We start from the raw sequence: 21,976 nt of genomic DNA, 5'->3' as shown, positions 1-21,976 counted from the left end.
GGTAACACAGCGACTTTCGGCCATCCCCGGACGCGAACCTTGCCCGGATTCCTCCATGAATGCCGTCAAGATGACATCGCGAATCCTCTCCGCGACACCAATGCCCCGCCCAGCGTGCCAGGATTGGGATATGTCAGACGGTCACGGTCCCACGCCCGAGACGCCATCAGGCTGGTCGGCCGAACAGCCCCCGCCCTACAGCGCCCCGCCGGCCTCGCCGTGGACCGCGCCTGGCGCGCAGCCACAGCAGCAGGTGCCCTACGGACAGCCGTACAGGGACGCCCCGCCGCAGCAGCAGCCCGACCCGCTCGGACCCCAGCCACCCTATCCGCCCCATCCGCACCATTCGCAACATCAGCAACATCCGCCGCACCAGCCGCCCGCCCAGGGCTGGGGCCCGCATCCGGCCCCCGGCTACGGCCCCCACGCGCCGGCGCTGCGGCCGGGGATCATCCCGCTGCGCCCGCTCGGCCTCGGCGACATCCTCGACGGCACGATCAAGCTGATTCGGTCCAACCCCAAGGCCGTGCTCGGGCTGTCGGCCGTGGCCGCCCTGCTCGCCGCCGTGCCGCTGGCCATCGGCCAGGTGTTCGTGCTCAACTCCATGAGCGGCATCCTGTCCGACCCCGGCAGCGTCTCCAGCGCCGAGAGCGAGCTCACCACCATCTACGGCGTCGCCGGTCAGTACGTGGGCTCGATCATCTCCTACGCCATCCAGTTCGTCGTGGTGACGCTGCTGACCGGCGTGCTGACCCGCATACTCGGCCGGGCCGTGTTCGGCGGCAACATCAGCGCGGGCGAGTCGTGGCGGCTGGTCAAGGGCCGGGTGCCCGCGCTGTTCGGCGTGGTGGGCCTGATGGCCGTCATCATGCTGGTGCCGCTGATCGTCTTCGTCGGGCTCATCGTGGCGCTCGCGGCCGGCGCCTCCAGCTCCGGCGCCGGCTGGATCGCCCTGGTCTCGATCCTGTTCGTCATCCTCTACCTCGCCTACTACCTGTACTTCAGGACCCGCTTCGCCCTCGCCTCCCCCGCCGTGGTGCTGGAGGGCAGGGGTCCGCTCGACGCCATGCGCCGCTCGTGGCACCTGGTCAGCGGCGACTTCTGGCGCTGCTTCGGCATCCTGCTGCTCACGTCCCTGCTCGTGGGCCTCGTGGCGAGCGTCCTGACGGTGCCGTTCACGCTGGCCGGCACCATGTTCGGCATGTTCGGCGCCGGCTCGGCGACCACCACCGTCGTCTCCGCCGTGCTGATCACGATCGGCGCCACGCTCGGGTCGATGTTCACCTACCCGTTCGAGGCCGGCGTCGCCGGCCTGCTGTACGCCGACCGGCGCATGCGCAGCGAGGCGTTCGACCTCGTGCTGCAGACGGCCGCCGTCGAGCAGCAGCGCCAGGGATGGGTGCACGCCTCGGCCGACGAGCTCTGGCACCCGTCCAACTCCGCCGGGTCGTGAACCCGGTCGACAGGGGCGAGGCCGCGGGCAGGGCCGCGCGCGAGCTCCTCGACCCCGCCTACGAGAAGGAAGCGCTGATCGACCTGATCCACCGGCGGGTGTCGCAGTTCCTCGGCGACCTCGTCGACGCGGTCGGCGGCGGCGGCTCGACGGGCGGGATCATCGCCGCGGCGCTGATCGTGCTGATCCTGATCGGGGTGATGACGCTGATCACCTGGCGGCTGCGCAGGACGAGCCGGCGCCGCCCGCCGGGCGTGAGCGGGCTATTCGGCGGCCGGACGATGAACGCGGCCGACCACCGGCGCGAGGCCGAGCGGCTGGCCGCCGAGAGCGCGTGGACCGAGGCGGTCCAGGAGCGGCTGCGGGCCATCGCCCGCGACCTGGAGGAGCGGGCGATCGTGGACGGCATGCCGGGGCGGACGGCCCACGAACTCGCCACCGAGGCGTCGTGGTCACTGCCCGGCTTCGCCGGGGAACTGGCGACGGCCGCCCGGTCGTTCGACGACGTGACGTATGGCGGGATCATGGGGACGCGGGAGGCGTACGAGCGGATGGCGAGCCTCGACGACCGCCTGCGCCAGGCCCGCCCGGCCCCGCTCGCGACCGCCGGCGCCGCGCTCGGAGGCCCCGCCGATGGAGGCCCCGCAGGCGGAGGCCCCGCGGGCGGTCCCGGCACAGGCCCCATCGGCGGTCCCGCGGCTGGTGGGACGGAGGGCGCGGCGGGATGAGCATCTTCGCGCGTCCGGCCGACACCGGAGCACCGCCGCAGGCCGGCCCCGCGACCTCTCCCGCCCCGCAGGGCGCGAACGGCCAGGGCTCCTACTCGACCTCCCCCACCGCCCGCTCCGCCTGGCGCTCCAGCCGCCTGATCGTGCTGCTGGGCGTGCTGGTCGTGCTCATCGCGGTGATCGGCGTCCTGCTCGCCCCCGGCCGTGGCGAGTCCCGTCCGCTCGACCCCGACGACACCTCACTCGCCGGGTCCAAGGCCCTGGCCGAGATCCTGCGCGGGCGGGGCGTCACCGTCGAGCGGGTCGGATCGGCGCAGGCGGCGGCGGAGAAGGCCGCCGCAGGCGACAAGCTGCTGGTCATCACCGACCTCACGTACTACGACGAGGAGGAACTGGCCAGGCTCCCGGGTGACCGCCTCGTCGTCGGCCCCCTGCCGTACATGGAGCGCGTGGCCCCGGGGGTGCGGATCGAGCCGGGCGACAACCGCTCGCGTTCCCGCGAGCCCGAATGCGGCCTGCCCGCGGCCGCGGCGGCCGGCAGCGTGCACATCGGCGGCCTCGCGATGCGCGGTCCCGCCGGCACGGTCGGCTGTTTCCCGGTCGAGGACGGGCATCTGCTCGTCCGCTTCCAGGCCGACGGCGGCGTCACCACCGTGGTCGGCGACGGGAGCTTCATGACCAACCAGCGCCTGGCCGAGGACGGCAACGCGGCGCTGGCGATCAACCTGCTCCAGACCGGGAAGAGCGTCGTGTGGCTGGCCCGCCCGGCCGACCCGCCCGCCGTGGACCTGCCGGGCGAAAGCGGCAAGTCGATCTACGACCTGATGCCGGAGAGCATCCGCTGGGCCATCTACATGGCGATCATCGCCGTGGCCGTCGCCGCGTTCTGGCGGGGCCGGCGGCTCGGGCCCGTGGTGACGGAGAAGCTGCCCGTCGTCGTCAGGGCGGCCGAGACCGTCGAGGGCCGCGGCCGGCTCTACCGGGCCAGGCGGGCCAGGGGCCGGGCGGCCGCGTCGCTGCGGGCGGGCACGATCGACCGGCTCGCGCCCAGGCTGGGGCTCGGGTCGGGCGCCGGGCAGCACGAGGTCGTCGCGGCCATCGCCGCCCGTACGGGACAGGACGCCCACCAGGTCGGCACCGCGCTCTACGGCCCGCCTCCGACCGACGACGCGGGGCTCGTCGCGCTGGCCGGATATCTGGACTTCATCGAAAGGCAGTTGAGTGAACTCTGAGGATGCATACCGGGTGACGGCCTCGGGCGACTCGGCCAGGGAGGCGCTGGGTGCGCTGCGTGCCGAGGTGTCCAAGGCCGTGGTCGGCCAGGACGCGGTGGTGACGGGGCTGGTCATCGGGCTGCTGTGCGGAGGGCACGTGCTGCTCGAAGGCGTGCCCGGCGTGGCCAAGACGCTGATGGTGCGGACGCTGTCGGCGGCGCTGTCCCTGGACTTCAAGCGGGTCCAGTTCACGCCCGACCTGATGCCGGGTGACGTGACGGGATCGCTGATCTACGACACGCGTACGGCGGAGTTCGAGTTCCGCGAGGGGCCGGTGTTCACGAACCTGCTGCTCGCCGACGAGATCAACCGCACCCCGCCGAAGACGCAGGCGGCGCTCCTGGAGGCGATGGAGGAGCGGCAGGTCAGCGTGGAGGGCGCGGCCAGGCGCCTGCCCGATCCGTTCATGGTGTGCGCGACGCAGAACCCGGTCGAGTACGAGGGCACCTACCAGCTGCCCGAGGCCCAGCTGGACCGCTTCCTGGTCAAGCTGACGGTGCCGCTGCCGCCGCGCGAGCAGGAGATCTCGGTGCTGGAGCGGCACGCGCTCGGCTTCGACCCGCGTGACCTGTCCGAGGTCAAGGCCGTGGCCACGGCCGCCGACCTGGCGGCGGGGCGGGAGGCGGTGGCGCAGGTGCGGGTGGCCCCCGAGGTGCTCGGCTACGTCGTGGACGTGGCCCGCGCGACCAGGAGCTCCCCTTCGCTGCAGCTCGGCGTCTCGCCGCGTGGCGCCACGGCGCTGCTGGCCGCGGCGCGGGCGTGGGCGTGGCTGTCCGGGCGCCCTTACGTGACCCCCGACGACGTGAAGGCGCTGGCCAGGCCGGCGCTGCGGCACCGGGTGCAGCTGCGGCCCGAGGCCGAGCTGGAGGGGGCGACCGCCGACGGCCTGCTCGACGGCATCCTCGCCTCGGTCCCGGTCCCGCGCTGATGCCCGCGAACAAGCCGATGCCCGTGAGCGAGCCGATGCCCGCGAACGAGCTGACAGAGCGGGCGAGCCGACAGGGCGGGTGGAACCGATGGCGCTGACCGGACGTACCGGGCTGATCGCGCTGGCCGGGATCGTCGTGGTGCTGTTCGCGCCGCGCCCCGGTGCCGCGCTGGCCGGGGTGTGTCTGCTGCTGGCCTCGGGGATCGTGGTCGATCTGGCGTTCGCCGGGGCCGTGCGCCCGCTGCGGCTGCACCGTTCCGGCGAGACCCTGGTCCGGCTGGGCGGGCAGGCGACGGTGGAGCTGGTGGTCGAGAACCCGGGCAAGCGGCGCGTACGCGGCCTGCTCAGAGACGCGTGGCCGCCGTCGGCGGGCGCCGCGCCCCGGGAGGCCGAGCTGGACGTGCTGGGCGGCGAGCGCCGCAGGATCGTCGTGACGCTCACCCCGACCCGGCGGGGCGACCGCTCATCCGTGGCGGTGACCGTGCGTTCCGTCGGGCCGCTGGGCCTGGCCGCGCGCCAGGGCAGCCACCGGGCCCCGTGGACGGTACGGGTGCTGCCGCCGTTCCTGTCGCGCAAGCACCTGCCGTCGAGGCTGGCCAGGCTGCGCGAGCTCGACGGGCAGCATCCGGCGCTGGTACGCGGGCAGGGCACCGAGTTCGACTCGCTGCGCGAGTACGTCGTGGGCGACGACGTGCGTTCCATCGACTGGCGGGCCACCGCGCGCCGCCACGACGTCGTCGTCCGCACCTGGCGGCCGGAACGCGACCGCCGCGTGCTGATCGTGCTCGACACCGGCCGCACCTCGGCGGGCCGGGTGGGCGACGCGCCCGTCCCCATGGCCGGGACGGAGGCGAACACCGGCCTGCTCGCACCCCCTGCTTCCCGGCCCGCGCCCGGCTGGCCGCGCCTGGACTGGTCGATGGACGCGGCGCTGCTGCTGGCCGCGCTGGCGGCCAGGGCCGGCGACCAGGTCGACTTCCTCGCCTACGACCGCGCCGTGCGCGCCTGGGTGAGCGGCGCGTCCCGCACCGAGCTGCTGTCGATGCTGGTCAACGCGATGGCGCCGATCGAGGCGGAGCTGATCGAGGCCGACGCTCAGGGCATGGTGGCCTCGATCCTGTCGCGGGCCAAGCGGCGCTGCCTGGTCGTGCTGCTCACCGACCTCAACTCGGCGGCCATGGACGAGGGGCTCATGCCGGTGCTGGCGCAGCTGTCCTCGCGGCACCTGGTGCTGGTGGCCGGCGTGTCCGATCCGCGGGTGGCGGCCATGGCGGGCCGCAGGGGGTCGGTCGAGGAGGTGTACGACGCGGCGGCGGCCGAGCAGGCGCAGCTCGGGCGCAGGCGGATCACGGCCAGGCTGCGGCGGCACGGCGTCGAGGTCGTGGACGCGCCCCCGGAGGAGATCGCGCCGGCGCTGGCGGACGCGTACCTGGCGCTGAAGGCGGCCGGCCGCCTCTGAGCCGGCCGCCTCTGAGCCGGCGTCCGCTGAGCCGGCGTCCGCGTCCTGTGTGCCGGCGCCGAGCCCTGGCGGCCGCTGTCCGTTTCCGGGAGTTTCAGGCTGAGGGGGCGACGTCGGGGGCGCGTTCGATGTCGCCGGTCTCGTGCTGCCGCATCGCCCGCCGCCCGAAGACGATCACGTACGTGAGGAAGACCACCTCGGCGAGCACCCCGATGCCCACGCGCGCCCACGTGGGCAGCCCCGACGGGGTCACGAACGCCTCGATCAGCCCCGACACGAACAGCACCACGACCAGCCCCAGCGCCACGCTCATCACCGCCCGGCCGTTCTCCGCCAGCGCCTCGACGCGTCTGCGCGGGCCGGGGTCGATGACCGTCCAGCCGAGGCGCAGGCCCACGGCCGCGGCCAGGAACACGGCGGTCAGCTCCAGGAGCCCGTGCGGCAGGATCAGGCCGAAGAAGATGTCCAGCTTGTCCCTGGAGGCCATCAGCCCGCCCGAGACGGCCACGTTCGCCGCGTTGGAGTACAGCGCGAACGGGATCGGCAGCCCGAGCACCACCGCGTACATGATCATCTGCGCCGAGACCCAGGCGTTGTTGATCCAGACGCGGTTGGCGAAGGAGGCGGCAGGGTGCTCGGAGTAGTAGTCGGCGAAGTCCTCGTTGACCAGCCGGGTGATCTCGTCGGGGCTGGCGATCGTCGCCTGGACGTCGGGGTTGGCCGCCACCCACGCGCCCATCGCCCACGCGACCGCGAGGAAGGCCAGCGCGCTGCCCAGCCACCACCACCGCGCCCGGTAGGCCACCACGGGGAACGACACCGTGAAGAAGCGCGTCAGCTCCCGCCAGGCCGGGGTGTGCGCCCCGGTGACCGCGGACCTGGCCCTGGCCACCAGCGCGGACAGCCGCCCGACCACCATCGGGTCCTCGGCGGCGGAGCGGACGATGGACAGATGCGTGGACACCCGCTGGTAGAGCTCGACCAGCTCGTCCACCTCGTCGCCGGTCAGCGACGACCGGTTCTTGACCAGGTGGTCGAGCCGATCCCACACGGGGCGGTGTGCTGTGACGAACGCATCGATGTCCACCCGAACATTCTGGCCGCTCAATCACCAGGGCAGAGCCGTTAGGCTCCACATATGTCAGAGGTTGTGACCGGCGACGCGGTCGTCGTCGAGGTGCGGGTCGCCCAGATGCCCTCCCGCGCGCTGGCGATCATCATCGATCTGGCCACGCAGTTCGTCATCCTGGTCGCGATCAACGCGCTCTTAGGCGCGTTCGCGGGGGTCACCGACTTCGCCATGTACGCCGCCGTCATGATCCTGCTGACGGTGCTGGTCCTGATCGGCTACCCGGTGATCTTCGAGAGCCTGTCCAGGGGGCGCAGCCTCGGCAAGCTGGCGCTCGGGCTGCGGGTGGTCGGCGACGACGGCAGCCCCGTGCGCTTCCGCCAGGCGTTGTTCCGCGGGTTGGCGGGGGTGCTGGAGTTCTGGGTGCTGGCCGGGGCGCCCGCGCTGATCGCGTCGCTGGTCTCCAAGCGGGGCAAGCGGCTCGGCGACGTGTTCGCGGGCACCATCGTGATCTCCGACCGGGCGCCGCGCGAGTCGGGCCAGGTCATCGCGATGCCGCCGCCACTGGCCGGCTGGGCCACCACGCTGGAGCTCTCCCAGTTGCCGGACGAGGCCGCGCAGGCCGCCAGGCAGTACCTGGCGCGATGGCATCAGCTCTCGCCGCAGGTCCAGCACGACATGGGGGTGCGGATCGCGACCCAGGTGGCGGCGTTCGTCTCGCCCGCCGCGCCGGCCGGGGTGCCGCCGCACGCGTACCTGAGCGCCGTGCTCGCCGAGCGCCGGCGCAGGGAGCAGGTGCGCTTCGCACAGCGGATGGGGACCGTCCCGCCGCCCCAGAGCCCTCCGGGGCCTCCTCCGGGGCCGTACGGGCCTGCCGCGCCGTCCGGGCCGGGGGCGTACGCGCCGCCCGGTCCGTACGCACCTCCGATGCCTTCGCCGCAGGGGCCGCCCGCCGGGTATCCCCCGCCGCCGCAGGCGTCGCCCGCACCCGCACCAGAGCCGCCGCAGGCGACTCCGGGCGGGTTCGCACCACCTCAGTGAGCGCGGCCAGAGGGCGGACGAGCCGTCACCTCACCAGCCGCCGTGGCCACCACCGTGACCGCCGCCGTGACCGCCGCCGGGGCCACCGTGGCCACCGCCGGGGAACGACTCCTGCGTCTGGACGTTCAACCTGTCGGTACGAACGTGCCTGGCGCCGTCGGTGAGCCGGTCGTCGATCTTGATGACGTCGAGCCCCTCGTTGAAGTCGGCGCCGTAGATGTAACCGTTGTAGTAGTAGGCGGACCAGATGCCACCGCCGCTGCCGTCCGAGCGCGGACCGCGCTCGAAGTAGCCGATCTCCCTCGGCCGCGAGGCGTCGGTGAAGTCCCAGATCGACAGCCCGCCCATGTACCAGGCCTGCACCATGATGTCGCGGCCCTTGACCGGGATCAGCGAGCCGTTGTGCGCGACGCAGTTCTCGCTGTCGGCCTGGTACCGCGGGATCTTGAAGTAGCTCTTGAACACCAGCTTGCCGCGGACGATCTCGTAGATCGCGTCCGCGCCGCGGTTCGGCCCCGTCGCCTCGTTGCAGGTGGCCGCTCCGCCGCCGCCGAGCTCGTCGGTGAAGACGACCTTCCTGGCGTCGTTCGTGAACGTGGCCGAGTGCCAGAACGCGAAGTTCGGGTCCGTGGTCCTGGCCGTGACCCTCGGGTTCAGCCGGTCGCGGATGTCGAACAGCACGCCGTCACCCATGCACGCGCCCGCCGCGATGTCCTTCTCGGCGTAGACGGTGATGTCGTGGCAGCCGGTGGTCGGCACCAGCAGGCCCGGCTGGGTCTCGTTGCCGCCGTCGGGGAAGACGACCGGGGTGGAGGCCACCGCGGCCGCGGTCGGGTTCCTGAGCGGCACCTTGATGATCGAGATCTTGTCGTGCGGCGGCTGGCAGTCGGGGAAGTCCGCCTGCGGCAGGTACGACGAGACGTAGACGTAGACGTTCTTGTTCTGGTCGCGGCCCTTGCCCGGCACCAGGGTCAGGGTGTGGGAGCCGCAGTTGGTCTCGACGGACTTGATGTAGCGCGGGTTGGCCTTGTCGGAGACGTCGAAGATGCGGACGCCCTCCCACGATTCCTTGATCGTGGCGCTCTGCCCGGTGCTGCTGCACGAGTCGTTGTTGCGCGAGGAGTCGACGGCGGCGAACAGCAGGTCGCCGTAGACGCTGACGTCCATCTGGGAGCCGGGGCAGACGACCGAGCTGACGGCCCTGGCCCGCTTGGGGTTCCTGATGTCGTAGATCGAGAAGCCGCCGTAGTTGCCGACGTAGGCGTAGTCGCCCTGGAAGGCGATGTCGGTGTTGATGGTGGCGGCGATCGGGGCGGGCTTGGGGATGTTCAGCACGTGGGTCACGTTCGGGCTGGTGACCACGGCGTCGGGGGGCGGGATGTCGGCGGCCAGCGCGGGCATGCCCGCCAGCGCTAAGGCTGTGGCCGCCGCCGCCACGACGATGGAGCGGCGCAATGAGATCACTCGGGAGCCTCCTTGATCACATTCCTCTGGGAACTCGGGAACCAGGGATGTCGGGGGGAACGCCTGAGCGGCGGGGGCTCCTCGCGGGCGCCCCCGCCGCCGGGGTCCGTCAGTGGTGGCCGTGGCCCCGATCGGGGTACGACTCCTGCGTCTGCGCGTTGAGCGAGCGCATCTTGACGCCGTTGGCCTTGTTCGTCCGCCAGTCGTTGAGCTTCAGCACATCGAGGCCCAGGTTGAAGTCGGAGCCGTAGATGTAGCCGTTGTAGTAGTACGCGGACCAGAAGCCGCCGCTGAGCGCCGGCGCGGTGTTGTCGGGGCCGCGCTCGAAGTAGGCGATCTCCCGCGGGTGGGCGGAGTCGGTGAAGTCGACCACCGAGATGCCGCCCTGGTACCACGCCTGCACCATGATGTCGCGGCCCTTGACCGGGATCAGCGAGCCGTTGTGCGCCACGCAGTTCTCGGTGTCGTCCTGATGCCTCGGGATCTTGAAGTAGCCCCGGAACACGAACTGCCCGCGGACGAGGTCGTAGTAGGCGTTCGCGCCCTTGACGGGCCCGATGGCCTCGTTGCAGGTGGCCCTGGTGCCGCCGCCGAGCTCGTCGGTGAAGATGACCTTCGTGCCTTCGTTGTTGAACGTGGCCGAGTGCCAGAAGGCGAAGTTCGTCTCGTCGCGCACGGTGGCGGTGACCCTGGGCCGCGCCGGGTCGCGGATGTCGAGCAGGACGCCCTCACCCATGCAGGCGCCCGCGGCGATGCCCTTCTCCGGGTAGGCCGTGATGTCGTGGCAGCCCGTGGTGGCCGACTTGCCGTCGGGGTACTGGCCCGGCACGCCGGGGAAGCCGCCGTCGGGGAAGAGGTTCGGCGTGGCGATGACCGAGGCCGCCGCCGGGTCGCGCAGCGGGACCTTCACGATGGTGATCAGGTCGTGCGGCGGCCGACAGTCCGGGTACGTGTCGCTCGGGCTGTAGGAGGAGATGTAGAGGTAGACGTTCTCCCGCCTGCGGTCCGGCACCAGCGTGTGCGTGTGCGAGCCGCAGTTCGTCTCGACCGCCTTGACATACCGCGGATTGGCCTTGTCGGAGACGTCGAAAATGCGGATGCCCTCCCACGATTCCTTGATCGTGGCGCTCTGCCCGGTGCTGCTGCACGAGTCGTTGTTGCGCGAGGAGTCGACGGACCCGAACAGCAGGTCGCCGTACACCGACACGTCCATCTGGCCGCCGGGGCAGACCACGGAGCTGACCAGGGAGGTGCGCTTGGGGTTCTTGATGTCGTAGATCGAGAAGCCGTAGTAGTTGCCCACGTAGGCGTAGTCGCCCTGGAAGGCCATGTCCGTGTGGATGTCGGCCAGGGCCTCTGGCTTGGGCACATTGGTGACGTGCTTGATGTTCGGGCTCATGACGATCTCGCCGGGAGCCGGGATGTCCGCAGCCTGCGCCGGCGCGATGACGCCGGACATCGCGGCGAGCGCCGCGAGCAGGATGAGAGCCCTGCGGGGGGTGAACACGCGGGAACCTCCGATAAAGGGGGCATAAATCTAGGTAATCCTCACCTTTCTTCGCTTCCGTGACCAGCGTCCAACGTGTCAATTTTTGTCACGCTTCGCCCTCTTTTCTTCCGCGGCCTTATCACCTAGAGTGCGCATTCTGAACCGAGTCAGTCAGGAGGTTGAGTGCGCGCTGCGCTCATCGTGATCGCGAGCCTGGTCGTCGTCCTCACCGGCTGCACCTCCAGTACGGCGCCCCAGGCTCCACGGGCCGACTCGACCGCCCCCGTGATCGCGCCGGGCCGTCCGGGCGAGCAGGCCAGGACGCTGTCACCGGGCGAGGCCGCCACCGCCGTGCCCTCCGAGACGCCCAACGCGGCGGACGTGAAGTACGTCCAGGACATGATCGTGCACCACCGGCAGGCCATGGACATGGCCCTGCTCGCCCCCAACCGCGCCGAGTCCGCGAAGCTCAAGAGCCTGGCCGACCGGATCAAGGCCGCACAGGGCCCGGAGATCCAGTTCATGACCTCGTGGCTGCGGGAGCAGGAGCAGAAGGTGCCCGACCATCACGCGGCGCACGAGGGCATGCCGGGGATGGCCACGCCGGAGCAGATGGAGGCGCTGAAGGCGGCCACGGGCAAGGCCTTCGACCAGCTGTTCCTACAGCTCATGATCAACCACCACCTCGGGGCGATCAAGATGTCCGAGCAGGTGCTGGGCGGCGGGATCCACATCCGGATCGAGGAGCTGGCGAGCGACGTCAGCGTGACCCAGGCGGCGGAGATCCGGCGCATGCAGGAGCTGCAGCGGGCGCCGTGAAGCCCGCGAGCCTACAACGTCTTCGCAGGTCATGGCGGTGGGTCGTGCGTCACCCGCACGCTACGGCAATACATCACCCTGAGTAGTTATCCGATCGCGCTGCGTGCACGAGAGTGTGGGGCGTCAGTACCGAACCGCCCCCGAGGAGGCATCGTGCCGTCCCTGAGCACCGCACTCGCCCGCGCCCTGATCGTCACCGCCGCCGCCGCGGCCCTGGCCGGCGTCACCGCCCTGCCCGCCGCGCCGCCCGCCGTCGCCGCCCAGCTCCCGCCGGGCGTGATCCAGCTCGGCGACGGCGAGCCGTGCCCGCCCGGCACGTTGTGCCTCTACCGCGACTACGGCTTCTCCGGCCCGGCGTACGGCATCGGCGCGGGCTACGTCGTCGACCTGCACTGGCTGCCCATGTACGGGTCCGGCGGCCCCACCGCCGCCGACAACGTCTCGTCCTGGGCCAACCGCACGGCGGGCGTCGCCCTGCTGGTCGACGAGCAGGGCGGCCGCCCCCGCCCGCTCTTCCCCGGCCAGCACCTGGAGGAGCCGCTCCCGCTGAACGACACCGTCGACCGGGTCGTCTGGTAGAGGTCGCCCGGAGAAGCCCGCGAGGCGTCCGCGGCAGCCCCTGCCGCGGGCGCCCGCGCTCAGAGCAGGTCGCCCTCACCTGCGCGGGAGAGGGCCGGCGCTGACGATCGCGTTCACGATCCGACGCGCCAGGAGTGCAGGTAGTCCTCCTGCTCGGGGTTGAGCACGTCGATGCCGATGCCGGCCGCGGCCAGCTTGAGCCTGGCCACCTCGTGGTCGATCTCTTCAGGAACGTCGTACACCCCCGGCTCCAGGCCGGCCCGCTCACCGGCCAGCCAGGCCACGGCCAGCGCCTGGGCGGAGAACGACATGTCCATGACGGCCGCCGGATGCCCCTCGGCGGCGGTGAGGTTGACCAGGCGGCCCTCGGCGAGCAGCAGCAGGCGGCGGCCGTCGGGCATGACGTACTCGTCGGTGTTGGGCCGGACCCCGCGGTGCACCTCGGAGGCCAGCTCGTCCAGCGCCCGCACGTCGATCTCCACGTCGAAGTGCCCCGCGTTGGCCAGGATCGCGCCGTCCTTCATCGCCGCCAGGTGCTCGGCCCTGATCACGTCGCGGTTGCCCGTCACGGTGACGAACAGGTCGCCGAGCAGCACGGCCTGCGCCATCGGCCGCACCTCGTAGCCCTGCAGGGTGGCGTCGAGCGCCTTGACCGCGTCGATCTCGGTCACGATCACCCGGGCGCCGAAGCCCTTCGCCCGCTCGGCCACCCCGCGCCCGCAGAAGCCGAACCCGGCCACCACCACGGTCCGGCCCGCCAGCATGGTGTTGGTGGCCCGCATGATGCCGTCCAGCGTGGACTGGCCGGTGCCGTACCGGTTGTCGAACATGCGCTTGGTACGGGTGTCGTTCACGGCCACCACGGGGAACCGCAGCGCGTCCTCGGCCGCCATCTGCCGCAGCCGGATGATCCCGGTCGTGGTCTCCTCGCAGCCGCCGCTCACGCCGTCGAGCAGGTCGGTCCGCTCGGTGTGCAGGATGTTGACCAGGTCGCAGCCATCGTCCAGCACGAGGTCGGGCGCGAGGTCGAGCGCCTGGTGGATGTGCCGGTAGTAGGCGGCCCGATCCACCCCGGCCCGCGCGTGCACCGCGATCCCGTAGCCGCGCAACGCCTCGGCGACGTCGTCCTGCGTGGACAGCGGGTTGGACGCGGCCAGCGCGATCTGCGCGCCGCCCGCCTTCAGCGCCCCCATCAGCACGGCCGTCTCTGCGGTGACGTGCAGGCAGGCAGCGATCTTCAGCCCGTCCAGCGGGCGTTCGAGGGAGAACCGTTCACCGATCGCGGTCAACACCGGCATCGACCGGGCAGCCCAGGAGATCTGCCGTTCACCGCTCGCACTGAGATCCATGGCCAGCCCCCACCGAAGAACACGGCCAAGATTACGCGTCGTCACGGCGCCCGGCCCGTGAGCCTTCACGACCGGCCATGACGGACGGAGGTGGCGTCGGCGCGTGCGGGTAACCTGGCCCGCCGTAAAAGATGAAAAAACGGATGGCTCCGAGAGACGAGCTCCCGGAGCCATCTCTGAGGAAGATCTAGTACCGGTAGTGGTCGGACTTGTACGGGCCCTCGACGTGGACGCCGATGTAGGAGGCCTGCTCCTTGGTCAGCTCGGTGAGCTTCACGCCCAGCGCGTCGAGGTGCAGCCGGGCCACCTTCTCGTCCAGGTGCTTGGGCAGCGTGTAGACGCCGATCGGGTATTCGGCCGTCTTCGTGAACAGCTCGATCTGCGCGATCACCTGGTTGGTGAACGAGTTGGACATGACGAAGCTGGGGTGGCCGGTCGCGCAGCCCAGGTTCATCAGGCGGCCCTCGGCCAGCACGATGATCGAGTGGCCGTCGGCGAAGACCCACTCGTCGACCTGCGGCTTGATGGTGTTCCTGACGATGCCGGGCAGCTTGGCCAGGCCGGCCATGTCGATCTCGTTGTCGAAGTGGCCGATGTTGGAGACGATCGCCTGGTGCTTCATCTGCGCCATGTGCGCGGCGGTGATGATGTTGAAGTTGCCGGTGCAGGTGACGAAGATGTCGGCGATGCCGACGACCTCCTCCAGCGTGGTCACCTGGAAGCCGTCCATGGCCGCCTGGAGCGCGCAGATGGGGTCGATCTCGGTGACGATGACCCGGGCGCCCTGGCCGCGCAGCGCGTCGGCACAGCCCTTGCCGACGTCGCCGTAGCCGCAGATCACCGCGACCTTGCCGCCGATCAGCACGTCGGTGGCGCGGTTGAGGCCGTCGATGACGGAGTGGCGGCAGCCGTACTTGTTGTCGAACTTCGACTTGGTGACCGAGTCGTTGACGTTGATCGCCGGGAAGAGGAGCTGGCCGTTCTTGTGCATCTCGTAGAGACGGTGCACGCCGGTCGTGGTCTCCTCGGTGACGCCCTTGATGCTCTCGGCGATCCGGGTCCACCGCTTGTCGGCGCCGACCGTGCGGGTGAGCAGGTCGATGATGACGTGCCACTCCTCCGGGTCGTCGGCGGTGGCGGGCGGCACGGCGCCGGCCTTCTCGTACTCGGCGCCCTTGTGCACCAGCAGCGTGGCGTCGCCGCCGTCGTCGAGGATCATGTTGGGGGCGTCGCCGTCAGGCCAGGTCAGCGCCTGCTCGGTGCACCACCAGTACTCCTCCAGCGTCTCGCCCTTCCAGGCGAAGACCGGCACGCCGCGCGGGTCGTCCACGGTGCCGTCGGGGCCGACCACCACGGCGGCGGCGGCGTGGTCCTGGGTGGAGAAGATGTTGCAGCTCACCCAGCGCACCTCGGCGCCGAGCGCCACCAGCGTCTCGATGAGGACGGCGGTCTGGATGGTCATGTGCAGGGAGCCCATGATCTTCGCGCCGCGGAGGGGCTGGGAGGCCGCGAATTCCTTGCGGACCGCCATGAGGCCGGGCATCTCGTGCTCGGCGAGCCGGATCTCCTTGCGGCCGAAGTCGGCAAGTGAAAGGTCGGCGACCTTGAAGTCCATCGGGTTTCCCCTCGCGTCACTGATGTTGTCGCGACGAGTTTAGGCGGCCCTCGTACGCGGTCGCACCCCAGGTAGTCGGAATCTGACGTAAGAATGTAAGAATGCGCATCACGGAAGCGGCCAAGCGACTCGGCATGTCCCCGCGAATGCTCCGATACCGGGAGGCTCTCGGTCTGCTGCCGCCGGTGCGGGAGCAGGGGGCCCATCGCCGGTTCGGGCCGGACGAGCTGTCCGCGGTGGCCCAGGGCGTGGAGCTGGAGAAACGGTTCGACGTCTCGCCGGCCGAGCTGGCGTTCGCGCTGCGGGTGCTGAGCGACCCGGCGGTGGCGGCGGCCGTACGCGACCTGGGGGTGCGCATCGGGCGCATCCAGGTGCCCCGCAGGGCGCTCGACTTCGAGAAGGAGAAGGCCCTGCGCCTGCTCCGCCACCGCTGAGCAGAGCCCTGCGCCTGGCCAGCCGCCGCCCGAGCGCAGCCCCGTCACCGCTGAGCAGACCTCGCGCCGCGCGGAGATCTGCGCAACGCGAGGTGGCCAGGCGGCGGCGAGGTGGTCAGGCGGAGGTGGAGGCGTTGCCGGAGCGCAGGCGGTCGAGGTCGGGCTCCAGGTAGATCACCCGGGCGATCGGCACGGCGTCCCTGATGCGGCGCTCCGCCTCGTCGATGCCGTGGGCGACCTCCGCCGCCGTTTCGTTGTGCTCGACCGCGATCTTTGCCGCCACCAGCAGCTCTTCGGGCCCCAGGTGCAGCGTGCGCATGTGGATGACCCGCGCCACCTCGGGCGCGCTTTCCAGGGCGGCCCTGATGCGGCTCTCCATCTCCGGCGCGGCGCCCTCGCCGACGAGCAGCGACTTCATCTCGACGGCCAGCACGATCGCGATCACGGCCAGCAGCACGCCGATCATCAGGGTGCCGACGCCGTCCCAGCGGCCGTCGCCGGTGATGACCGCCATCGCCACGCCGAACAGCGCGAAGACCAGACCGAGCAGCGCGCCGAGGTCCTCCAGCACGATGACGGGCAGTTCGGGCGACTTGGAGCGGCGGATGAACGAGACCCAGGACTGCTTGCCGCGCACGGTGTTCGATTCCCTGATCGCCGTACGGAACGAGAATCCCTCGGCGATGATCGCGAAGATCAGCACGCCGAACGCCCAGGCCGGCGCCTCCACCGGATGCGGATCGGAGAGCTTGTGCACGCCCTCGTAAATCGAGAACGCGGCGCCGATCGTGAACAGCACGACGGCCACCACGAAGGCGTAGAAGTAACGCTCGCGCCCGTATCCGAACGGATGCTCCTTGGTGCTGGCCCTGGCCGCTCTCTTGCCACCCACCAGCAGCAACACCTGGTTGCCCGAGTCGGCGACCGAGTGAATGCCCTCCGCCAGCATCGAGGACGATCCGGTGAAGGCCGCGGCCACGAACTTGGCCACGGCGATGGCCAAGTTCGCGGACAATGCCGCAATGATCGCTTTAGTTCCGCCGCTCGCGCTCACCGATCTGCTCCACTCATAAAGATCAACTGCAAAGGCCTGTGGAAGGGGATCCTATTGCGAAATTCTGGCCTTCAGTTCAGTGATCGCCGACACGGGGGTGGGATCGATGGCATAACCCAGTGCCAGATAGGTGCTGGCGTAGTCGCCGAGCCCGATGAGCGTGGCCATCCGCTCCAGCGGGTGCACGCCCTCGGCCATGAGCTCGCTGACCGGCACCCCGCGCTCGCGGGCCAGCCTGAGCGACGCCTCGCGCCGCCGCGTCACCTGGGGGTGCTCCTCGACGTCGCGCAGGATCACGAGCCGCAGCGAGCGTCCTGAGACGTCGGCGAAGATGTCGCGCTCGGCCACCGGCCCGTCGAGGGCCGCGACCTGGAGGTGACCGGCCTCGGGCAGCTCGCCGTGCATGGCGGGATATTTCGCGTTGGCGTGCAGCTGGCCGGCCAGCCGGTGCGCCGCGACGGCCGTGGACGGCGAGGAGCCCCAGATCATCGGTACGGACTCGGCCAGGTCCATCGCCAGCGACTTGCCCGGGTTGATGAACGACTCGCTGGCCGGCCGGCACCGGTTCGCCATGTCCTCCAGCGTCGCGGCCACCCGCTCGAACAGATCCGGCTCCGCCGTCACCAGCCGCAGCTCGACGGCGGCCACGATCAGCGGAATCGCCAGCAGCCACAGGTTGGCCCTGGACTGCCCGCTGACCGGCACCGGGACGTAGACGGCCGACGCCTGGGTGGCGACGGCCTCCAGCGGCGATCCGGGAGCGCCCACGCCGAGCAGCGTGCAGCCGCGCCGCACGGCCTGGGTGGCGACGGACAGCGTCTCCTCGGTGTCGCCCGAGCCGGAGACGGCGATGACCAGGTCGGTGGCGCCCACCCAGCCGGGGAGCTGGTAGGAGCGCACGGTCACGATCGGCAGCGGGGCGCCGTTGCCGGCCACCGCCGCCAGCATGTCGCCGGCGATGCCCGAGCCACCCATGCCGGCGACCACGATGGCGCGGGGACGCCCCTGGCCGGCCAGGCGGTCCACCCGGGCCTCGATCGCGTTGCGATAGCCGGTGCGTACGTGGGCCGCCGCGCCGGCCACCGCCGGCAGCATGCCCGAGGGATCGCCCTCACTGAGATGACGCTGGTCGTCGAGCCGCTCCGGCTCCCAGGTCACGGCTTCCTGGCCTCGTCGACGAGCAGAACCGGGATGTCATCCCTGACCGGATAGATCAGCCCGCATCCGGTGCAGGCCAGCTCTTCCGCCTCGGTCTCGGCACGCAGCGGCGCCTTGCACGCCGGGCAGGCCAGGATCTCCAGCAGCCAGTCGTCGATCTTCACTCTGACACCTTTCCCACAATGGCGAGGACCTCGTCCCTGATCGCCGTCATCTTCGTCTCGTCGGCCGCCTCGGCGTTCAGCCTGAGCAGCGGCTCGGTGTTGGAGGCACGCAGGTTGAACCACCAGCCGGACCCGGTCACGGTCAGCCCGTCGAGCTCGTCGAACTCCCCGCGCCCGGCGAACTCCTCGCGTACCCGCCGCAGCGCCTCGGCCTGGTCGGACACCGCGCTGTTGACCTCGCCCGAGGCGTGGTAGCGCGAGTAGGCCCCGACCACCTGCGACAGCGGGCTGTCCTGCTCGCCCAGCGCGGCCAGCACGTGCATCGCGGCCAGCAGGCCGGAGTCGGCGAACCAGAAGTCCCTGAAGTAGTAGTGGGCGGAGTGCTCGCCGCCGAAGACGGCGCCGGTGCGCGCCATCTCGGCCTTGATGAACGAGTGCCCGACCCGCGTGCGCACCGGGACGCCGCCGTGCTCGCGGACGATCTCCGGCACGCCGAGCGACGTGATCAGATTGTGAATGATCGTCGCGCCGGGATGCTTGGCCAGCTCGCGCGCCGCCACCAGCGCCGTGACCGCCGAGGGCGAGACCGACTCGCCGCGCTCGTCGATCACCCAGCACCGGTCGGCGTCGCCGTCGAAGGCCAGCCCCAGGTCGGCGCCGCGCTCGACCACCGCGCGCTGCAGATCCACCAGGTTCTGCGGCTCCAGCGGGTTGGCCTCGTGGTTGGGGAAGTTCCCGTCGAGCTCGAAGTAGAGCGGGGTCAGCTCGATCGGCAACCCGTCGAACACGGCCGGCACGGTGTGGCCGCCCATCCCGTTGCCCGCGTCGACGACGACCTTCAGCGGCCGGATGCCCCGCAGGTCGACCAGCGTACGCAGATGGTCGGCGTAGCCGGTCAGCAGGTCTTTGCCGATCACCGAGCCGCCCGGCGCGAACGTGGCCCCGAGCAGCTCGGCCGCCCGGTCGCGGATCTCGGTCAGCCCCGTGTCGCCGCCGATCGGCACCGCGCCCGACCGGCACATCTTCATGCCGTTGTAGCGGGCCGGGTTGTGGCTGGCGGTGAACATCACGCCGGGCAGCCCGAGGCTGCCGCTGGCGTAGTAGAGCAGGTCGGTCGAGCCCAGCCCGGCGTGCACGACGTCGGCGCCGCGCGAACGGGCCCCGCGGATGAACGCCTCGGCCAGCGGGGGTGACGACTCGCGCATGTCGTGCGCGACGACGACCGATCCGGCGCCGGTCACCTCGACGAACGCCGCGCCCACGGCCTCGGCGGCCGGCTCGTCCAGCTCGTCGGGCACCACTCCGCGAACGTCGTACGCTTTGAAGATCTTGGCGAGGTCGCCCACTCTCCAGCTCCGCCCTAGGTCGGTTCCGCCTTACACAGGGAGCCTACCGGTCGCGGTGCTGCTGGGCCGATCTCAGAACGCGCAGATGCCCGCGACGGCCGACCTCGACGCCCTGACCGACCGGCTCACCACCGCCGGACGGCGTCGGCCGCGCGGCCTCCCTGACCGCGTTGGCCAGCGCCTCGAGATCGTCGGAGCTGGGCGAGGCGCCGTCCGTCGGCAGCCGAACCACCTCCCAGCCGCGGGGAGCGGTCAGCCGCTCGGCATGTTCGGCGCACAGGTCATAACAATGTGGCTCCGCGTACGTCGCCAGGGGGCCCAGAACAGCGGTCGAGTCGGCGTACACGTACGTGAGCGTGAAGACGGCAGGCTGGCTGCAGGCGGTGCGGGAACAGCGGCGGACGGGGCTCACGGAGGGACCGTATCTGGTAAGAGTGCGAGGCGCCACTACCTGAGCGCTCTTAACGAGCGTGTCGCCACAATTCGGACACCTGTCGCAGGTTTTCCACCCACATGCCCCGCAGAAATCGCCCCTTCCCCCGCACTTCCCTCCCCGGCTTCCCCACCTGCCCTCATGGCCAACCCCTCCGGCCTCCTCTTCCTTCACCAAAAGTGCCCGGGCCCGCCGCGAGCGGAACCCGTACGCGCTCCGGGTGCGCGGGGGACGCGCCCCGTACACTGGCTGGCGTGACACAGAAGCGCGGGCCCAGACGGCGCGATCGCCATGGTCGCGGCCTGCGCGGCCCGCTCGCTCCCTCCCATGTCCCCATCGCGAAGTCGCGCAGCGAACGCTTCGACGACCTGGTGCTCGACGCGGTCGACCGGCTCCGGCCGCGCTGGGAGAAACAGCTGTCGGCGGTGGAGTTCGCGGTGGAGGAGGTGCCGCCGCTGAGCGAGCTGGGCGACGGGCCCCGCCTCAACTCCGATCCGATCCCGTTCGGCCGGGCCGACGCCGCCGCCGGGCAGTCGCCCGCGTCCGTGGTGATCTACCGGCGGCCGCTGGAGGCCAGGGCGCGCGACCGCGACACGCTGGGGGCGATGGTGCACGACACGGTGGTGGAGCAGGTCGCCACGCTGCTGGGCCTGTCCCCCGAGACGGTCGACCCGGGCTACGACGACCGCCGCTGAACGTCCGGCGCTCACCGCCGCTGAACGGCTGATGCTCAAGAGCGCCGCGTGACCGGCCGGAGTTCAGGGAGCGCCACCTGACCTGCCGGAGCCCGGGTGTTCAGGGGAGCACCACGCGGGGTGTGTCGGTCAGGGGCGGGAGCTTGGTCCACATCCGCGCGGGAGCCAGCGGCTGCGCCGTCAGCAGCAGGCCCGTCCTCAGGCGTTCGCGCACCACCCGCCCGCCGTAGACCTCCCCCGACACCGGCGTGACCACGACCGCGAAGTCCCCCTTGGCCTTGAGCCGCACCGCCCGCGTCCGCCCCGCCGCCACCTCCACGTCGAACGGCTCCTGCTCCGCCCCCTCGCCCGCCACCACCTGCACCCGCACCGCGCCGGGCCCGCCGACGGCGGTGAGCAGGAGTTCCGAGCCGGCGGCGTTGCGGGCCACGGCGCTGCCCAGGTCCAGGGACGGCGTCCCGGCCGTGAAGGCGACGTCCGAGCGGCCGCCGGTGCCGGTGATCACCAGCCCGGCCACGACCGGCGCGGACGAGGTCAGCACGAGGGCGGAGGCGGAGCCGGCGATGCCGGTGGTGACGTCGAGGGCGACCACGCCGCCGGCCGGCACGTCCAGCGACTCCTTGCCGCGCATCGCGAACTCGGCGTCCTCGCTCACCGCCCTGATCCGCACCGTCGCGTCGCCCTCACCGGGCGCGGCGACGAGCAGGCGGCGCGGGCCGCCGCCGCCGGGGATGCCGGGCACGACCACGCGCGTGGCCGGCGGCGCGGCCGGCGGGAGCCAGTCCACGCCGCCCGTCTCCAGCGTGGCCCTCGCGGCGACGGCCACGCGGCCGAAGACGGTGGTGACGCTCAGGGCCATGATGTCGGCGGACGGTGCCAGCGTCCTGAGGTCGATCTCCCTGTGCTCCCCCGGAGCGATCTCCAGCCCGGTGCCCGCGTCACCCGAGATCGGGCCCTCCGCCGCGTAGACCTGCACGTCCGCCAGCGCGGGCGTCTTGTCGGCGTTCGTGAGGTGCAGGCGGACGTCGGCGTTCGCGGGGCCGGGGCCGACCAGCCAGGTGGCGGCGGACGGCTCCGTGCAGCGGACGCCCGCCAGGCCGCGGCCCGCGCCCTTGGTGACGCGGGTGAGGTAGCCGGCCTCCAGACCGGCGGGTCCCTTGGTCACGAACGGCTTCGCGTCCGCCATGGTCTCGCCGTTGACCGTTCCGGGCAGGTAGACGCCGACCCGCTGGCCCTTCGCCCCCGGGCAGACCGCGGTGACCGACTCCACGGGCACCTTCCTCGGGGCCGAGGGCGGGGGTGGGAGCGGGGCGGGCGTGGTGACGTACGCGACGCCGTACAGGGCGGCCAGGGACACGACGACCAGCACCAGCAGCCCTGACCGGTGCTCGACGAAGGCTCTCATCGCGCCGCCTCCGGCTCTCC

Annotated in this window: 21 protein-coding genes; 10 read left to right on the top strand and 11 right to left on the bottom strand. The window is 71.5% G+C overall.

Annotation, left to right across the window (positions count from 1 at the left end; translation table 11 throughout):
- Window positions 1-130 precede the first annotated feature (130 nt).
- The 5 genes from B0I32_RS08965 to B0I32_RS08945 all read left to right on the top strand — a co-directional run bounded on the left by B0I32_RS08965 (window position 131) and on the right by B0I32_RS08945 (window position 5,842).
- The gene (locus B0I32_RS08965) at window positions 131-1,453 is read left to right on the top strand and encodes a DUF7847 domain-containing protein (RefSeq protein WP_245955692.1); all 1,323 of its coding nucleotides are present in this window, start codon (window positions 131-133) and stop codon (window positions 1,451-1,453) included.
- Window positions 1,450-2,181 (top strand): DUF4129 domain-containing protein, encoded by a 732-nt coding sequence (locus B0I32_RS08960; RefSeq protein ID WP_181307176.1) that lies wholly within the window; start codon window positions 1,450-1,452, stop codon window positions 2,179-2,181. Before B0I32_RS08965 ends, B0I32_RS08960 begins: the two co-directional genes overlap by 4 nt.
- Complete coding sequence (locus tag B0I32_RS08955) at window positions 2,178-3,413, top strand: DUF4350 domain-containing protein (protein WP_181307174.1); 1,236 nt, start codon at window positions 2,178-2,180, stop codon at window positions 3,411-3,413. The genes B0I32_RS08960 and B0I32_RS08955 overlap by 4 nt, the downstream gene beginning before the upstream one ends.
- Entirely contained in the window at window positions 3,403-4,383 is a 981-nt protein-coding gene (locus B0I32_RS08950; RefSeq protein ID WP_106236671.1) for an AAA family ATPase, read from the top strand. The genes B0I32_RS08955 and B0I32_RS08950 overlap by 11 nt, the downstream gene beginning before the upstream one ends.
- An 88-nt stretch (window positions 4,384-4,471) precedes the next feature.
- Window positions 4,472-5,842, top strand: coding sequence for a DUF58 domain-containing protein (locus B0I32_RS08945; RefSeq protein ID WP_106236670.1), 1,371 nt, complete (start codon window positions 4,472-4,474; stop codon window positions 5,840-5,842).
- Window positions 5,843-5,936: 94 nt separating this feature from the next.
- Here the strand turns inward: B0I32_RS08945 and B0I32_RS08940 are convergent, their stop codons facing one another.
- Window positions 5,937-6,929, bottom strand: coding sequence for a stage II sporulation protein M (locus B0I32_RS08940; RefSeq protein ID WP_106236668.1), 993 nt, complete (start codon window positions 6,927-6,929; stop codon window positions 5,937-5,939).
- Between the two features lie 51 nt (window positions 6,930-6,980).
- Between B0I32_RS08940 and B0I32_RS08935 the strand changes: the two genes are divergently transcribed.
- Window positions 6,981-7,952, top strand: a complete 972-nt coding sequence (locus B0I32_RS08935) for an RDD family protein (protein WP_106236667.1) — start codon at window positions 6,981-6,983, stop codon at window positions 7,950-7,952.
- 30 nt (window positions 7,953-7,982) lie between these two features.
- Here the strand turns inward: B0I32_RS08935 and B0I32_RS08930 are convergent, their stop codons facing one another.
- Window positions 7,983-9,416, bottom strand: a complete 1,434-nt coding sequence (locus tag B0I32_RS08930) for an LVIVD repeat-containing protein (protein WP_106236665.1) — start codon at window positions 9,414-9,416, stop codon at window positions 7,983-7,985.
- Between the two features lie 109 nt (window positions 9,417-9,525).
- Entirely contained in the window at window positions 9,526-10,923 is a 1,398-nt protein-coding gene (locus tag B0I32_RS08925; protein ID WP_106236663.1) for an LVIVD repeat-containing protein, read from the bottom strand.
- Between the two features lie 165 nt (window positions 10,924-11,088).
- Here B0I32_RS08925 and B0I32_RS08920 point away from each other — a divergent pair, with 165 nt between their 5' ends.
- Together B0I32_RS08920 and B0I32_RS08915 are read left to right on the top strand one after the other, a co-directional pair.
- Window positions 11,089-11,724, top strand: a complete 636-nt coding sequence (locus B0I32_RS08920; protein ID WP_106236661.1) for a DUF305 domain-containing protein — start codon at window positions 11,089-11,091, stop codon at window positions 11,722-11,724.
- Between the two features lie 153 nt (window positions 11,725-11,877).
- Window positions 11,878-12,303: a peptidase inhibitor family I36 protein gene (locus B0I32_RS08915; protein ID WP_181307172.1), complete on the top strand. Its 426-nt coding sequence runs from the start codon at window positions 11,878-11,880 to the stop codon at window positions 12,301-12,303.
- Window positions 12,304-12,416: 113 nt separating this feature from the next.
- Here B0I32_RS08915 and B0I32_RS08910 read toward each other — a convergent pair whose 3' ends face one another.
- Window positions 12,417-13,652 carry an adenosylhomocysteinase gene (locus tag B0I32_RS08910; protein ID WP_106236657.1) on the bottom strand — a complete coding sequence of 412 codons (1,236 nt, stop codon included), beginning with the start codon at window positions 13,650-13,652 and terminating at the stop codon, window positions 12,417-12,419.
- A gap of 187 nt (window positions 13,653-13,839) precedes the next feature.
- Window positions 13,840-15,267: an adenosylhomocysteinase gene (gene ahcY, locus B0I32_RS08905; RefSeq protein WP_106236655.1), complete on the bottom strand. Its 1,428-nt coding sequence runs from the start codon at window positions 15,265-15,267 to the stop codon at window positions 13,840-13,842.
- A 101-nt stretch (window positions 15,268-15,368) separates the two neighbouring features.
- Between ahcY and B0I32_RS08900 the strand changes: the two genes are divergently transcribed.
- Window positions 15,369-15,701 (top strand): MerR family DNA-binding transcriptional regulator, encoded by a 333-nt coding sequence (locus B0I32_RS08900; RefSeq protein WP_106236653.1) that lies wholly within the window; start codon window positions 15,369-15,371, stop codon window positions 15,699-15,701.
- A gap of 115 nt (window positions 15,702-15,816) precedes the next feature.
- Here B0I32_RS08900 and B0I32_RS08895 read toward each other — a convergent pair whose 3' ends face one another.
- Genes B0I32_RS08895 through B0I32_RS08875 form a run of 5 tightly spaced genes read right to left on the bottom strand, consistent with a single transcriptional unit; the run spans window position 15,817 to window position 19,835 of the window.
- On the bottom strand, window positions 15,817-16,755 hold the full coding sequence (locus B0I32_RS08895; protein ID WP_106236652.1) for a cation diffusion facilitator family transporter: 939 nt from the start codon (window positions 16,753-16,755) through the stop codon (window positions 15,817-15,819).
- Window positions 16,756-16,806: 51 nt separating this feature from the next.
- Window positions 16,807-17,913 (bottom strand): SIS domain-containing protein, encoded by a 1,107-nt coding sequence (locus B0I32_RS08890; RefSeq protein ID WP_106236650.1) that lies wholly within the window; start codon window positions 17,911-17,913, stop codon window positions 16,807-16,809.
- Entirely contained in the window at window positions 17,910-18,077 is a 168-nt protein-coding gene (locus B0I32_RS08885; RefSeq protein ID WP_106236648.1) for a Trm112 family protein, read from the bottom strand. The genes B0I32_RS08890 and B0I32_RS08885 overlap by 4 nt, the downstream gene beginning before the upstream one ends.
- Window positions 18,074-19,423 (bottom strand): phosphomannomutase/phosphoglucomutase, encoded by a 1,350-nt coding sequence (locus B0I32_RS08880; protein ID WP_106236647.1) that lies wholly within the window; start codon window positions 19,421-19,423, stop codon window positions 18,074-18,076. The genes B0I32_RS08885 and B0I32_RS08880 overlap by 4 nt, the downstream gene beginning before the upstream one ends.
- A gap of 43 nt (window positions 19,424-19,466) precedes the next feature.
- Window positions 19,467-19,835 carry a DUF3499 domain-containing protein gene (locus tag B0I32_RS08875; protein WP_106236645.1) on the bottom strand — a complete coding sequence of 123 codons (369 nt, stop codon included), beginning with the start codon at window positions 19,833-19,835 and terminating at the stop codon, window positions 19,467-19,469.
- 275 nt (window positions 19,836-20,110) lie between these two features.
- Between B0I32_RS08875 and B0I32_RS08870 the strand changes: the two genes are divergently transcribed.
- The gene (locus B0I32_RS08870) at window positions 20,111-20,551 is read left to right on the top strand and encodes a metallopeptidase family protein (RefSeq protein ID WP_245955691.1); all 441 of its coding nucleotides are present in this window, start codon (window positions 20,111-20,113) and stop codon (window positions 20,549-20,551) included.
- Window positions 20,552-20,651: 100 nt separating this feature from the next.
- On the opposite strand, the gene B0I32_RS57540 is transcribed toward B0I32_RS08870, so the two are convergent.
- Window positions 20,652-21,956: a DUF5719 family protein gene (locus B0I32_RS57540; RefSeq protein ID WP_106236643.1), complete on the bottom strand. Its 1,305-nt coding sequence runs from the start codon at window positions 21,954-21,956 to the stop codon at window positions 20,652-20,654.
- Window positions 21,957-21,976 lie beyond the last annotated feature (20 nt).

Origin of the sequence: Nonomuraea fuscirosea, from assembly GCF_003001935.1 — a bacterium.
GTDB lineage: Bacteria > Actinomycetota > Actinomycetes > Streptosporangiales > Streptosporangiaceae > Nonomuraea > Nonomuraea fuscirosea.
The sequence above is the reverse complement of the archived record's forward strand: the minus strand, read 5'-3'. Positions and strand labels throughout refer to the sequence as shown.